At 75.4% G+C, this 12,880-nt stretch carries 13 protein-coding genes; 3 read left to right on the top strand and 10 right to left on the bottom strand.

The window, feature by feature from the left end; genetic code table 11:
• Positions 1 to 26: 26 nt before the first annotated feature.
• Both pafA and ACTSKS_RS03600 read right to left on the bottom strand, forming a co-directional pair.
• Positions 27 to 1,421, bottom strand: a complete 1,395-nt coding sequence (gene pafA / locus ACTSKS_RS03605; RefSeq protein ID WP_442927298.1) for a Pup--protein ligase — start codon at positions 1,419 to 1,421, stop codon at positions 27 to 29.
• Positions 1,418 to 1,609 carry a ubiquitin-like protein Pup gene (locus tag ACTSKS_RS03600; RefSeq protein WP_017488237.1) on the bottom strand — a complete coding sequence of 64 codons (192 nt, stop codon included), beginning with the start codon at positions 1,607 to 1,609 and terminating at the stop codon, positions 1,418 to 1,420. The genes pafA and ACTSKS_RS03600 overlap by 4 nt, the downstream gene beginning before the upstream one ends.
• A gap of 124 nt (positions 1,610 to 1,733) precedes the next feature.
• On the opposite strand from ACTSKS_RS03600, the gene ACTSKS_RS03595 reads away from it, so the two are divergent.
• Together ACTSKS_RS03595 and ACTSKS_RS03590 are read left to right on the top strand one after the other, a co-directional pair.
• Positions 1,734 to 2,198, top strand: a complete 465-nt coding sequence (locus tag ACTSKS_RS03595; protein WP_317676459.1) for a pyrimidine dimer DNA glycosylase/endonuclease V — start codon at positions 1,734 to 1,736, stop codon at positions 2,196 to 2,198.
• 40 nt (positions 2,199 to 2,238) lie between these two features.
• The gene (locus ACTSKS_RS03590; protein ID WP_317676460.1) at positions 2,239 to 2,832 is read left to right on the top strand and encodes a cyclodeaminase/cyclohydrolase family protein; all 594 of its coding nucleotides are present in this window, start codon (positions 2,239 to 2,241) and stop codon (positions 2,830 to 2,832) included.
• 15 nt (positions 2,833 to 2,847) lie between these two features.
• Here ACTSKS_RS03590 and dop read toward each other — a convergent pair whose 3' ends face one another.
• Genes dop through ACTSKS_RS03565 form a run of 5 tightly spaced genes read right to left on the bottom strand, consistent with a single transcriptional unit; the run spans position 2,848 to position 9,272 of the window.
• On the bottom strand, positions 2,848 to 4,575 hold the full coding sequence (gene dop, locus ACTSKS_RS03585) for a depupylase/deamidase Dop (RefSeq protein WP_442927297.1): 1,728 nt from the start codon (positions 4,573 to 4,575) through the stop codon (positions 2,848 to 2,850).
• Positions 4,572 to 6,326: a proteasome ATPase gene (arc, locus tag ACTSKS_RS03580; protein ID WP_098092775.1), complete on the bottom strand. Its 1,755-nt coding sequence runs from the start codon at positions 6,324 to 6,326 to the stop codon at positions 4,572 to 4,574. The genes dop and arc overlap by 4 nt, the downstream gene beginning before the upstream one ends.
• Entirely contained in the window at positions 6,327 to 7,391 is a 1,065-nt protein-coding gene (locus ACTSKS_RS03575) for a tRNA (adenine-N1)-methyltransferase (protein WP_020627227.1), read from the bottom strand.
• Between the two features lie 16 nt (positions 7,392 to 7,407).
• Positions 7,408 to 8,535 carry a site-2 protease family protein gene (locus ACTSKS_RS03570; RefSeq protein WP_206451607.1) on the bottom strand — a complete coding sequence of 376 codons (1,128 nt, stop codon included), beginning with the start codon at positions 8,533 to 8,535 and terminating at the stop codon, positions 7,408 to 7,410.
• The gene (locus ACTSKS_RS03565) at positions 8,532 to 9,272 is read right to left on the bottom strand and encodes an HAD family hydrolase (protein WP_324701325.1); all 741 of its coding nucleotides are present in this window, start codon (positions 9,270 to 9,272) and stop codon (positions 8,532 to 8,534) included. The genes ACTSKS_RS03570 and ACTSKS_RS03565 overlap by 4 nt, the downstream gene beginning before the upstream one ends.
• 91 nt (positions 9,273 to 9,363) lie before the next feature.
• Between ACTSKS_RS03565 and ACTSKS_RS03560 the strand changes: the two genes are divergently transcribed.
• Entirely contained in the window at positions 9,364 to 10,314 is a 951-nt protein-coding gene (locus tag ACTSKS_RS03560) for a proteasome assembly chaperone family protein (protein WP_036315178.1), read from the top strand.
• 22 nt (positions 10,315 to 10,336) lie between these two features.
• On the opposite strand, the gene mshC is transcribed toward ACTSKS_RS03560, so the two are convergent.
• From mshC to ACTSKS_RS03545, 3 genes are all read right to left on the bottom strand, one after another.
• Positions 10,337 to 11,605: a cysteine--1-D-myo-inosityl 2-amino-2-deoxy-alpha-D-glucopyranoside ligase gene (gene mshC / locus ACTSKS_RS03555; protein ID WP_192593302.1), complete on the bottom strand. Its 1,269-nt coding sequence runs from the start codon at positions 11,603 to 11,605 to the stop codon at positions 10,337 to 10,339.
• Between the two features lie 64 nt (positions 11,606 to 11,669).
• Positions 11,670 to 12,503, bottom strand: coding sequence for an undecaprenyl-diphosphate phosphatase (locus ACTSKS_RS03550; RefSeq protein WP_002854828.1), 834 nt, complete (start codon positions 12,501 to 12,503; stop codon positions 11,670 to 11,672).
• 69 nt (positions 12,504 to 12,572) lie between these two features.
• Entirely contained in the window at positions 12,573 to 12,791 is a 219-nt protein-coding gene (locus ACTSKS_RS03545; RefSeq protein ID WP_036315190.1) for a hypothetical protein, read from the bottom strand.
• Positions 12,792 to 12,880 lie beyond the last annotated feature (89 nt).

The following is a 12,880-nucleotide window of genomic DNA, read 5'->3' as shown; positions in this document are numbered from 1 at the left end:
TAACGGCGCGTCCTGGACGCGCGCTGTCAGGCGATCCGCTCGAACAGCCGGTCGACGGCGGCCGACGACGTGTCGAACGGGTCCTTCGTCACGATCGCGTGCAGCGGATGGTCCGTGAGCTTCAGGGTCGTCCAGTCGACGGCGTAGTCCAGGCCGCGCTCCCGGGCGCGGGCCACGAAGTCCGCGCGCACGCGGGCCCGGGTGGTGGGCGGGGCGGTCTCGACGGCGGACCGGGCGGCGTCCTCGGGCAGCAGGCGGGCGACGGCGCCGCGCCGCAGCAGCAGGCGGAACAGCCCCCGGTCGGGGTCGATGTCGTGGAAGGCCAGGTCCAGCTGGGCGAGGCGGGGCGCCTCCCAGCCCAGGTCGTAGCGGGCCCGGTAGTCCTCCAGCAGGCGCAGCTTGATCGCCCAGTCGATGCGATCCTCGATGCGGGACCGGTCACCGGTGCGGACGGCGTCGAGCACCTCGCCCCACAGGGTGAGGACCTCCCCCACCCGGTCGTGGTGGGCACCCTCCGCGGCGACGAAGGCGCGGGCCCGCTCGAGGTAGTGCTCCTGCAGCTCGAGGGCGGAGGCCTCCCCCTCCCGGAGCGCGATGCGGGCCGTGCCGGTGAGGTCGTGGGAGATCTGCCGCACCGCACGGGTGGGGTGGGCGACGACGCGGTCCCCGAGCGGGAAGCCCGCCTCGATCATCCGCAGCAGCAGGTCGGTGGCGCCGAAGCGCAGCAGGTGGGTGTGCTCGGAGAGGTTCGTGTCCCCCACGATCACGTGGAGGCGCCGGTACTCGGAGGCGTCCGCGTGCGGCTCGTCCCGCGTGTTGATGATCGGCCGGGACCGTGTGGTGGAGGAGGACACGCCGTCCTGCACGAAGTCGGCGCGCTGGGAGAACGCGAAGTGGGCCGGGCCCTCGCCCTCGGGCCACGTGCCGGCGGGCACGACGCGGCCCGCGCCCACGAGGATCTGCCGGGAGACGAGGAACGGGACGAGCGCCTCGGTGAGCCGCCGGTACTCGGTGCGCCGGCGCAGCAGGTAGTTCTCGTGGGAGCCGTAGGAACTTCCCGAGGAGTCGGCGTTGTTGCGGTAGAGGTGGATCCGGCCGCCGACCCCGTCCGCGGCCATGCGCTCCTCGGCCTGGACCACGAGGTCGTGCAGCAGCAGGTCCCCCGCCCCGTCCGAGGCGATGAGCTCGTCGAGCGTCGAGCACTCGGCGGTCGCGTACTCGGGGTGGGACCCGACGTCGAGATAGAGCCGGGAGCCGTTGGACACGAACACGTTCGAGGACCGCCCCCACTCGACCACGGGCCGGAAGAGGTAGCGGACGACCTCTTCGGGGCTGAGCGGGCGCCCCTGCGGGTTCCAATGCTGGACGCCGTACTCCGTCTCCAGCCCGAAGATCCGGCGGGCGCGGTCCGCGTCGGTCACTGGCCGCCCTTCTGGACGAAGCCCTTGACGAACTCCTCGGCGTTGGACTCCAGCACCGAGTCGATCTCGTCCAGCAGGCTGTCCAGGCCCTGGTCCTGGGCCGCGGGCTTCACGTGCGCCTGGCCCGCCGCGGCGCCGGTCTCGTCGTCGCCGCCGGACGGGCGTGGGCGGATCTGCTCCTGGGACATGGTGGCCTCCTCGTGCGTCGACGCGGGTCGGTGTGCTCCGTCCGCGTCCACCCATCCTGCCCCACGCGCGGGCCACGTTTCAGCCCCACGTCCCCGGGTTGCCCCACGCTGGCAGGATGGGGGCATGCGCCTGTGGACCCTTCACCCCCGCCACCTCGACCGCCAGGGCCTGACGGGCGCCTGGCGCGAGGCCCTGCTCGCCCAGGCCGTCCTGGCCGGCCGCACGCGCGGGTATCGGGAGCACCCGCAGCTGCTGAGGTTCCGGGAGCACCCGGACCCGTCCGGCGCGATCGGTGCGTTCCTCTCCGGCATCGAGGCCGAGGCCACGGCGCGCGGCTATCGATTCGACCACTCCCGGATCGACCGACCGTGCCCCGCCCCCGACGGCGCGGTGCGCATCCCGCCCGCCGGTCTCGCACCGATCCCGGCCACCACGGGCGAGCGCGACCTGGAGTGGCGTCACCTGTGCGCCAAGCTGGCCGCGCGCAGCCCCGCCTGGCTCGAACGGTGGTCGGACACGCCCGTCCCCGACGTGCACCCGCTGTTCACGATCGTCCCGGGGCCGGTCGCCTCCTGGGAGCGCGCCTGAGAGCGGGCCGCGGTCGGGCCCCGTCTGGCACCGTGGGAGCATGATCCGCGACGAGAGCATCGAGAGCTATCTGGGGCGCCTCGCCTCCGGCGAGCCCACCCCCGGCGGCGGCGCGACGGGCGCGCTGGCGGTCGCCGAGGGCGCCGGACTGCTGGCCATGGCGGCCCGGTTCAGCGCGGCCGAGGAGGACGCCCGGTCATCGGAGGGCCTGATCGCGGCGTGCCTCGGCCTCGCCGACGGCGACGAGCGGGGCTTCGGCGCCGTGGCCGAGGCGTTCGGGCTGCCCCGCGACACCCCGGAGGCCCGGTCCCGGCGCTCGGCCGCGATCCAGGCCGCCCTGTCCGAGGCCGTCCGGCCACCCCGCGGGATCGTCCACGCCGCCGAGCGTGCACTGGACCTGGCCGAGCATGTGCTGGACGCGGCGAACCCGAACGTGCTCTCCGACGTCGGTGCGGCGCTCGGCTGCATCCGGGGCGGCCTCACCGCCGCCGCGGTCACCCTCGAGACCAACCTGGGCCCCCTCCGCGACGAGGGCCTGGAGGGCATCGTGCGCACCGACGTCGACCGGGCGGACCGTCTCGTCGCGCGGGCGGACGCCCTGCTGGGCCGCGTGCGCGCGGCCGTCACGGGCTGAGCGCCCGCCCCCGCCTCAGGCCCGTGCGCCGAACAGCGGCGCCAGCGTGGCCACGAGCGCCTCGTCGTCGGGCCGGGGCGCGGCGGCGTCCTCCCACCAGCCGGGCAGGTCGACGGCGGCGCCGACCAGCGGCTCGGCCAGGTGCAGCCGGTGCACCCGCTCCCCCGCCCCGCGCAGCAGCAGCGTCTCCCACGCGGCGCCGGCCACGCGGTCACCGTGGCGGCCCACGAGGTTGCCGCGGGTCCACGCGCGGGTGGCCCGCGGCGGCGTGGCGACGGCGGCACGGATCTCCGCCTCATCGGCGAGCGTCCGGAGGGCGCCGGCGGCCACGAGGCGGCGGTGCAGGGAGCGGGCCGGGCGCAGGTCGGCGTACTGCAGGTCCACCATCGCGAGGCGGGGGTCGGTCCAGTCCGCGCCCGTGCGGGCCCGCAGGCCCTCGAGGACGCGCAGCTTGGCCGCCCAGTCGGCGCGGTCGCTCAGGGACAGCGGATCCGCGGTGGCGTCGTCGAGGTCGATGGCCCAGGCCTCCAGCACCTCGCGCGTCTGCGGATCCGTCACCCCGAAGGCGGCGCAGTGGGCGCGGGCCGCGTCCAGGTAGGACCGCAGGATCTGCAGCCCGGTCCAGTGCCGGCGCACGGGGCCGTCCGCGGTGCGTTCGAGCAGCGGCACCGTGGCCCGCAGACCCGGGTCGTGGCTGATCGTCTGCAACGCGGCCACCGGGTCGTCCAGGGTGAGCCGGGGCGCCGTCCCGGCCTCGGCCATCGCGAGGACGAGCGCGGTCATGCCCATCCGCAGCCACGTGGCGTGCTGGCTCAGCGTCGCGTCGCCGATGATCACGTGGAGCCGGCGGTAGGCCTCGGGACGGGCGTGCGGCTCGTCCCGCGTGTTGACGATCGGCCGGTGGATCGTGGTCTCCAGCCCCACGGGCTCCTCGAAGTAGTCGGCCCGCTGCGACAGCTGGAAGCCCGGCCGCTCCCCCGCCGGGCCGAGCCCCACGCGGCCCGCGCCCACGAGCACCTGCCGCGCCGCGAAGAACGGCAGCAGGACGGCGGTGAGCTCCTCGAAGTCGAGGGACCGGGCCACGAGGTAGTTCTCGTGCGCGCCGTAGGACTGGCCCTTGCCGTCCACGTTGTTCTTGTAGACCAGCACCTCCGGGGCGCCCTCGGCCTGGCCGATGTGCTCGGCCGCCGCCTGCGCGACCAGGTCCCCGGCGGCGTCCCACACCATGGCGTCCCGCGGGGTGGTCGTCTCCGGCGACGAGTACTCCGGGTGGGCGTGGTCCACGTACCAGCGCGCACCGTTGGCCAGCACGGTGGACAGGAGCAGGTGCACGGGCTCCCCGTCCGGGCCCACGAGCGCCTCGTCGGTCAGCTGCGAGGGGTGCGCCGCCGAACGCGGCAGCCGCCAGCCGCGGGCGTCCACGAGCGGCGACTCCCCCGTGTAGTCCCACTCCGTGCCGGCCACCGCCGAGCCGGACCGGGTGACCAGGTCCGCGTACGCGTTCACGAGCTCGACCGAGAGCACGCTGTGGTGCGCCCCCGGGTTGGCCGGCGCGTGGATGCCGAACTCGGTCTCCGTGCCCATCACGCGGTGCACGCCCCAGCCGGCGGCGTCCCTCCCGTTCGGGGGCACCGCCGCGCCGTGGAACAGCCGGCGCTGGCCCTCGAAGGCGAGGGTCGGGCCGACGTCGACGGCGGCGGCCCGGGCGAAGCCGTCCGCGGCCCCGCGGCCGAACGCGCTCATGCCTCGACCCCCCGGACCATGCGCAGCGAGCGCAGCCGAGGACCGCGCCAGCCGGAGGTGCGCGCCCACTCGGCAGGCGCGACCGTGGCCAGCAGGTCCGTCTGGTCCTCCAGCACCGCGGCCACGGCCTCGCGCAGGTGGCCCTCGCGGACGCCGAGCGCGGCCGGGGCCTGGCCGGCGGCCAGGTAGTCGCGCACCGCGTGCCGCTTGGCGCGGTCCACGACGTCGGCCACCACGGCGCCCGAGACGAGGTCGGCCAGGTGCAGGGCGTGGGTCGTGCCGGACACGTCCGTCAGCTCCGCCAGCGCGGTGTCCGCGCCGCGGTCGTAGAGGGCGGCGACCGTCCGGGCGATGAGCGTCGCGCGGGCCGCGTCCGCGGAGCCGGCCGCGACGACGTCGTCGGCGTGCAGGGGCACGTCTACGGTGAGGTGCTTGGCCATGATCTCCGCGGCGCCGTCGGCGTCGGGACGGTCCACGCGGATCTTCACGTCCAGTCGGCCGGGGCGGAGCACGGCCGGGTCGATCATGTCCTCGCGGTTGGAGGCGCCGATGACGATCACGTTCTCGAGGGCCTCGACGCCGTCGATCTCGGTGAGCAGCTGCGGGACGATCGTGGTCTCCACGTCCGAGGAGACGCCGGAGCCGCGCGTGCGGAACAGCGACTCCATCTCGTCGAAGAAGATGACCACGGGGAAGCCGGCGTCGGCCTTCTCGCGGGCCCGGTCGAAGATGACGCGGATCTGCCGCTCGGTCTCGCCCACGTACTTGTTCAGCAGCTCGGGTCCCTTGACGTTGAGGAAGAACGAGCGCTCGCCGTCCGCGCTGCGGGCCGAGAGGGCGTTGGCCACGGCCTTGGCGAGCATGGTCTTGCCGGTGCCGGGCGGGCCGTACAGCATGATCCCCTTGGGGGCGCGCAGGCCGTGCTCGCGGTAGACCTCGGGGTGCAGGAACGGGATCTCGACGGCCTCGCGGATCCGGTCGATCTGCGGGCCGAGGCCGCCGATGTCCTCGAATGTGACGTCCGGGACCTCTTCCAGCAGCACCTCGTCCACCTCGGACAGCTCGACCCGCCGCAGCGCCCATTCGACGCGGGCGTCCACGGTGACGGCGTCCCCGTGGCGCAGGTCGACGCCCTCCAGCGCGGGCGCGCGCCGCACCACGCGCTCCTCGTCCGCCGTGCCGGCCAGGACGAGGCCGCCGTCGGGCAGCGCCTCCTTGACGCGCAGCAGCTGACCCGACCCCGTGCCCGGGGCGACGCCGACGATCGAGCTGGACTCGTCCAGCAGCACCTGGGCGCCGGGGGTGAGGCGGGCGGCGTCGAGCAGCGGGGAGACCGTCACGCGCAGCCGCCGGCCGTTCTGCACGACGTCCGCTCCCCCGCGCACCACGGCGCCGGTCTCCACGCCCTCCTCGGGCTCGCGCGGGGCATGGACGGCCTCGAGGGTGGCGAAGGTGAACGGCGGATGCGTGACGGCGTCCAGGTTCTCCTTGAGCGTCGTGATCTCGGCGCGCGTGGCCTCGAGCAGCTCGACCATGCGCCGGTTGTTGCGGGCGGCCGTCTGCGTCTGGGCCTCGGCGGCCCGACGGCGTTCGCTCAGGCCGGCGGCGTGCCGCTGGGCGGACTGCAGCTGGTGCCGCAGCCGTTCGGCCTCGGCCTGGGATTGCCGCAGCAGCTCCCGTGCCTCGGCGAGGCGCTGCTCGGCGTGCTCCGTGCCTGATTGCGCGTGGTGGTCCACCGGTGCTCCGTCCACTCAGTCCTGCTCCCCGGTCGGGGTCCTCCCACCGTACGCGTCCACGCCCTGCTCGGCGGCGCGTGACCGCGCGGCCATGAGGCGGGCCTCCTTCGCCGCCTTGCGCGCCTTCTTGTCTGTGATCGGCCGTTCGCCGAGGGCCTCGGGCGTCCACCGGGCCTCGTCGGCCGGCTGCCAGGCCTCGACGTCCTCGGCTCTGAACTCGGAGACCTTGGAGCGCTTCTTCAGGCGCAGCGCCTCCTCGCCCGAGGCCAGGCGGCGGGCCGTGAGGAGGAAGCCGGTGTGCGCGACCATGCGGTGGTCGGGGCGCACGGCGAGCCCGTCCAGGTGCCAGCCGCGCACGAGGGTCTCGTTGGCCTCGACCTGCGTGAAGCGGCCCGAGTCCCGGATGGCCTCGGCCACGCGGGAGAGCTGGGTGGCGGTGGCCACGTAGTTCAGCCACACACCGCCGGGGGCCAGGACCTCGGCGACGGCGTCGAGGCATTCCCAGGGGGCCAGCATGTCCAGGACCACCCGGTCCACGGAGCCCGGCTCGTGGACCTTGGGCATCTCCTCCTGCGCGTCGCCGAGGTGCACCGACCAGGCGGGGTGCTCGGCGCCGAAGAAGGCCTCCACATTGGCCCGGGCGACGTCCGCGAACTCCGGGCGGCGCTCGTAGGAGTGCAGGCGCCCGTGGTCGCCCACGGCGCGCAGCAGGGACATGGACAGGGCGCCGGAGCCCACGCCGGCCTCGACCACGACGGCGCCCGGGAAGATGTCCGCCTGCTGCACGATCTGCGCCGCGTCCTTCGGGTAGACCACCGTGGCGCCGCGGGGCATGGACAGGACGAAGTCGTTCAGCAGGGGGCGCAGCACCTGGTACGGCTGGCCGGCCGAGTTCTCGACCACGACGCCCTCGAAGCCGCCGATCAGGTCGTCGTGCCGCAGCACGCCCTGGTAGCTGTGGAACTCCCCGCCGGGCAGCAGGGTGATCGTGTTGAGGCGGCCCTTCGCGTCCTTGATCTGCACGCGCTGGCCGGCCCGCAGGGGGCCGCGGCGCGCGCTCACGCCGGTGGGTTCGGTCATGGGGGGCTCCTTCGGTTCAGGGACGCCGCGTCGCGTCGACGGCGGCGAGGATCGTCTCGCGGGGCACCACGGAGCGCACGAGGCCGTGCGCGTCGGTCAGCACCCACACGGGGGTCTGGGGGTCGGCCAGGCGGGCGGCCAGGTCGGGACCGGCGGCGGGGACGTCGTCGCGGACGAGGACGGCCTCCGGGGCCAGCGCGACGGCGACCGCGGCCAGGGCGGTGGTCGTGCGGCGCGCCGGGGTGAGGCCCGCCGCGGCCGTGTGGTCCAGCACGCCGCGGGGCCGACCGGCCCCGTCCACGGCCACGACGGCGCGGCGGCCGCCGTCCGCCTGGGCCAGGGCCTCGGCGACGCTGAGGTGCTCGGGCAGGGCGATGGCGGGCGCCTCGACCTGCTCGAGCCGCAGGGCCTCCAGCCGGCGGCTCCAGCGCCCGTGGCGCACGGCGTCGTCCGCGCCCCGCCACAGGGTGAGGGCGACCCAGGCCACCAGGAGGACGACGAACAGGTCCGGCGCGCGGCCCGCGAGGGTCGGGGGGCCGAGCACCGCCGCGAGGACGCCCACCGCGACGACGCGCCCGGCCCAGCCGGCCGCCTCGACGCCACGGGCCCGGGAGCCGGTGGCGGCCCAGACGGCGGACTCGACCATGCGGCCGCCGTCGAGCGGGGTGCCCGGCAGCGCGTTGAACGCGGCCAGGAGGAGGTTGGCCCACACCGTGACCTCGAGCAGCAGGGCGGGAACGGACGGGCCGGGCACGGCGCGGGCCGCCAGATGGGCGAGGCCCGCGAGCACGAGGTTCGCGGCGGGGCCGGCCATCGCGGTGAGGACCGTGTCCAGCGGTCGAGCGGACGGGCTGCGGAACTGGGTGTGCCCGCCCCACAGGGTGAGCGCGATCTCCTCGGTGCGCTGGCCGAAGGCGCGGCCGGTGAGGGCGTGGGCGGCCTCGTGGACCAGGACGGAGAGGGCCAGGAGCACGGCGTACCCCAGGGCGACCCCGTAGGCGACGCTGCCGATCGCGGGCAGCGCGCGCTGGATCTGCGGGCCGAACGCGAGGGTGATGACCGCGGCGATCAGGAGCCAGGACCAGGACAGGCGCACCGGCGCGCCGGCGATCGTGCCCAGCCGGACGGAGGCGAGCCCGCTCATCCGGCCCCGTCCGCCCCGGGCCCGCGCGCGGCGGCGATCCGGCGGACCGCGGCGAGGTCGGCCGGCGTGCGGCCGGCGAGCGTCGTCCACTCGACGGTCGCGAGCCCTGCCGGCAGCGGCAGCACGCTGGGCACGCCGACCGTCGGCAGGCCCGCGGCCACGGCCGCGCCGACGCCCACCGGGGAGTCCTCGACCGCCACACAGTCGGCGGCCGTCAGCCCCGGTGTCCGCTCGGCCAGCAGCTGCAGGCCCAGCCGGTACGCCTCCGGGTCGGGCTTGCCCCGGGAGACCATGTCCCCCGAGACGACGACGTCCAGCGTGCCCGCCGGCGCCCGCTCGGCCAGCGCGCGGGCCAGCGGGGCGTGGGACATCGTCACGAGGGCGCCCGGCACGCCGGCCTCGGCGAGCGCGACGAGCAGCTCCCGGGCGCCCGGCCGCCACGGCACCCCGCTGACGACCCCCTGGACGACCTCGTGCATCGTCAGGTCGATGATCCGCTGCACGGGCAGGTCCAGCCCGGCCTCCTGCAGACGGCGCGCTCCCTCGTCGAGGGGGCGTCCCACGAGGGAGGCGGCCAGGTCCTCCGACCAGGTGCCGCCGTGCTCGACCACCAGCCGACGCTGGACGGCGTTCCACAGGGGCTCGGTGTCCACGAGGGTGCCGTCCATGTCCCACAGGACGGCGCGCGGCAGGCGGCGGGCACGGTCGTCCGGGGCGGGCGCGGGGTGGCGGGGCATGGAGTGCATCCTATCGAGCGCCGCCGCCGGGGTGTGCGGGGCGGGTCGCGGGCCGTGGCCCCGTCGTCGGGCCGTGTCTAGGCTGGCCGCCATGACCGACGCTACCTCCGAGGACCAGCCGGACGACGTCCTGGGCCCGCTGCGGACCCACCTGACGGCGACCGTGGACGAGCTCGAGGCCGGGCGGCGGGCCCCCACGGTCCTGTTGCTGGCCTTCGAGGGGTGGAACGACGCCGGGGAGGCCGCGACCGGGGCCCTGGGCGCGCTGCGGGAGCAGTGGGACGCGGCGGACGCGGGACGGGTGTGCGACGGCGAGTTCTACGACTACCAGGTCACTCGACCCCTGGTCCGGCGCGACGCCGACGGGCTGGGGACGCTGGACTGGCCGGCGGTCACCCTGCACGAGGCGCTCCTGGACCGTGAGGGTCGGCCCGTCGCGGGCGAGGCCGCCCCGCCGGACGGGGTGCGTGTGCTCCTCGCCGTCGGCGTGGAGCCGAACGTGCGGTGGCGCGCGTTCCTCGAGGAGCTGTTCACGGCGGCCGACGCGCGTGACGTGGACGCCGTCGTGACGCTGGGCGCGCTGCTGGCGGACGTGCCCCACACCCGGCCCCTGCGCGCCCGCCCGACCTCGCCGCTCGTGGACGTGCGGGTGGCCGTCGGTGCGGACCGTCCGGTCTACGAGGGGCCCACCGGCATCATCGGCGTCATCGCGGACGAGGCCGCGCGCCGCGGCCTGCCGAGCCTCTCGCTGTGGGGGACGGTGCCCCACTACGTGGCCCAGGCGCCCTCCCCCAAGACGCTGCTCGGGCTGGTCGAGGCGGTCGAGGACCTGCTGCACGTGAGCGTGTCCACGCGCGGGCTGGAGGACGACGCGAGGGCCTGGCAGCGCGGCGTGGACGAGCTGGCCGCCGAGGACCCCGACGTCGCCGCCTACGTCCGGCAGCTCGAGGAGGCCCAGGACACCCAGCAGCTGCCGGAGGCCTCGGGCGAGTCGATCGCGCGGGAGTTCGAGCGCTACCTGCGCGGGCGCGGCGGACGCTGACGCCCGGCCGCGCCCGGCGGGGTCAGCGCAGGCGCAGACCCAGCAGCGCCGCCACGACGTCGACCACCGGCACCGGGTCGGCGGCGGCCTCGGCCAGGCCCGGCAGGGTGCCGGCCGCCCATGCGTCGAGGGCCTCCAGCGCAAGGGGGGCGTCGAGGTCGTCCGAGAGCGCCGCGTGGACCGCGTCCAGCACGGCGACGCCGGCGGCGGCGTGCGGTCCGCCCAGGGCGGCGCGCCAGCGGGCCACCCGCGCCTGGGCGTCGGCCAGCACCTGCTCGGACCACTCCCAGTCCGACCGGTAGTGGTGCGCGAGGATCGCCGCGCGGACGGCCACCGGCTCGACGCCCCGCGCCCGCAGGCGGGAGACGAGTTCGAGGTTGCCGAGGGACTTGGACATCTTCTCGCCGTCCAGGGCCACCATGCCGGTGTGCGCGTAGGTGTGCGCGAGCGGCAGGCCGTCGACGGCGGTGGCGTGCGCGGCGGAGAACTCGTGGTGCGGGAACCGCAGGTCGGAGCCGCCGCCCTGCACCGTGAACGGCGCCGGCAGGTGGGCCCGGGAGATCACGGAGCACTCGATGTGCCAGCCGGGCCGGCCGGAGCCGAGCGACCGACCGTCCCAGGCAGGCTCGCCCTCGCGGTGCACGCGCCACAGCAGCGGGTCCAGCGGGTCGTGCTTGCCGGGGCGGTCGGGATCGCCTCCCCGCTCCGGGAACACCGCGGCCATCTCGTCCAGGCCCATCGCGGAGACCTGTCCGAGGCGCCAGTCGGTCGCGGACTGGGCCGCGCGGACGTCGAAGTAGACGTCCCCGTCGGGTTCGCCGTCGCCGCCCGGCACGCGGTAGGCCCGGCCCGCCGCCAGCATCGTCTCGACGGCGTCCACCACCAGGCCCACCGCCTCGGTCGCGCCGACGTAGTGGTCCGGGGCGAGCACCTCGAGGGCGGCCATGTCCGCACGGAACAGGTCGGTCTGCTCCTCGGCGAGCGCGCGCCAGTCGACGCCGGTCGCCTCGGCCCGCTCGAGCAGGGGGTCGTCCACGTCGGTCACGTTCTGGACGTAGGCGACCTCGAGACCGGCCGCGCGCCAGTAGCGGTGCAGCAGGTCGAAGGCCACATAGGTGCTCGCGTGGCCGAGATGCGTTGCGTCGTACGGGGTGATCCCGCAGACGTACAGCGAGGCGCGCTGCGCGTCGTTGCCCGGATGCCGGGTCCGTCCCGTGGCGGTGTCGTGCAGCCGCAGCCGGTCCGGGCGGCTCGGCACGGCGGGCGGGGCGGGGGTGCTCCAGGACTTCACAGGACTCCTCACATCGGGGTGGTTCGGCGGTGCCGGGCCGTCATGCCCGGCGGCGGGAGCGGGCTCAGGCGCTGATGACGCCCGCGCCCAGCAGGGCGAACAGCACTCCGCCCAGGAGGATGCGGTACCAGACGAACGGCAGGAACGAGTGGGTGCTGATGAAGCGCATGAGCCAGGCGATGACCGCGTAGCCCACCACGAAGGCGATCCCGGTCGCGACCAGCGTCTCCCCCATGCCGTACGGGCCCTGCGTGCCGGGATCGGTGAGCGAGGTGTACAGCTTGTACAGGCCGGAGGCGAACACGGCGGGCACCGCCAGCAGGAAGGCGTAGCGGGCGGCGGCGGGCCGGGTGTATCCCATGGCCAGGCCGGCCGCGATGGTGCCGCCGGAGCGCGAGACGCCCGGGACCAGCGCGAGGGCCTGGGCCAGCCCGTAGAGCACGCCGTCCCGCACGGTGAGCTTCTCGAGCGGCGTGGTCTGACGGCCGAGCCGGTCCGCCAGGGCGAGCAGGACGCCGAACACGATGAGCATGGTCGCCGTGATCCACAGCGACCGGAACTCCGTGTCGATCCAGTCCTGCAGCAGCAGACCCAGGACCGCGATCGGGATCGAGCCCACGATGATCAGCCAGCCCATGCGCGCATCGGGGTCCGAGTGCGGGATCCGCCCTGTGACCGCGGCGCACCACCGCCCGATGATGCGGGTGATGTCGCGCCAGAAGTAGATGAGGACCGCCAGCTCCGTGCCGAGCTGCGTGATGGCCGTGAAGGCCGCCCCCGGGTCGGCCCCGGAGGGCAGGAACTCGCCCACGATGCGGATGTGGGCGGAGGAGGAGATGGGCAGGAACTCCGTGAGGCCCTGCACCAGGCCCAGGATGATGGCTTCGATCCACGTCACGGAGGGTCACTGTACGCGACGGCCCCGGGTGGGAACCCGGGGCCGTGCGGTCCGTCACGAGCGGGACGGTCAGTCGTCGTCGTCCTCGTCGTCGAAGAGGTCGAGCGGGGTGACCTCCTCGGTGTCCGCGTACAGGGCGTCCTCGTAGGCCTCGAAGGCGTCGGCCACGGCGAAGAACGCGGCTTCGACGGCGGGGTCGTCCTCGCCCCGCTTGTTCTGCGCGGCCACGAGGTGTTCGTTCAGGGCGGTGGTGAGGGCCTCGAGGGCCATGCGGGCGTCAGAGCTCATGGGTGAACGGTAACCCGGTGGCCGGTGGCGCGGCCAGGGGTGGGCCGTGCGGGGCCGGCCGCCGGACCCGACGTCGTCTGCCAGGATGG

This window comes from Micrococcus sp. TCR-5 (assembly GCF_052220525.1).
In the GTDB taxonomy this organism is placed as follows: domain Bacteria; phylum Actinomycetota; class Actinomycetes; order Actinomycetales; family Micrococcaceae; genus Micrococcus; species Micrococcus luteus.
Note: the sequence above shows the minus strand (reverse complement) of the source record. Positions and strands in the feature narration are given on the sequence as shown.

What these genes read in the sequence shown, in the direction of transcription:
- dop (WP_442927297.1), bottom strand. Translation starts at nt 4,575, where the DNA reads ATGAGCGCGTTCGGCCGCGGGGCCGCGGACGGCTTCGCCCGGGCCGCC.
- ACTSKS_RS03545 (WP_036315190.1), bottom strand. Translation starts at nt 12,791, where the DNA reads ATGAGCTCTGACGCCCGCATGGCCCTCGAGGCCCTCACCACCGCCCTG.
- ACTSKS_RS03590 (WP_317676460.1), top strand. Translation starts at nt 2,239, where the DNA reads ATGATCCGCGACGAGAGCATCGAGAGCTATCTGGGGCGCCTCGCCTCC.
- ACTSKS_RS03575 (WP_020627227.1), bottom strand. Translation starts at nt 7,391, where the DNA reads ATGACCGAACCCACCGGCGTGAGCGCGCGCCGCGGCCCCCTGCGGGCC.
- ACTSKS_RS03570 (WP_206451607.1), bottom strand. Translation starts at nt 8,535, where the DNA reads ATGAGCGGGCTCGCCTCCGTCCGGCTGGGCACGATCGCCGGCGCGCCG.
- ACTSKS_RS03600 (WP_017488237.1), bottom strand. Translation starts at nt 1,609, where the DNA reads ATGTCCCAGGAGCAGATCCGCCCACGCCCGTCCGGCGGCGACGACGAG.
- ACTSKS_RS03595 (WP_317676459.1), top strand. Translation starts at nt 1,734, where the DNA reads ATGCGCCTGTGGACCCTTCACCCCCGCCACCTCGACCGCCAGGGCCTG.
- ACTSKS_RS03560 (WP_036315178.1), top strand. Translation starts at nt 9,364, where the DNA reads ATGACCGACGCTACCTCCGAGGACCAGCCGGACGACGTCCTGGGCCCG.
- ACTSKS_RS03565 (WP_324701325.1), bottom strand. Translation starts at nt 9,272, where the DNA reads ATGCCCCGCCACCCCGCGCCCGCCCCGGACGACCGTGCCCGCCGCCTG.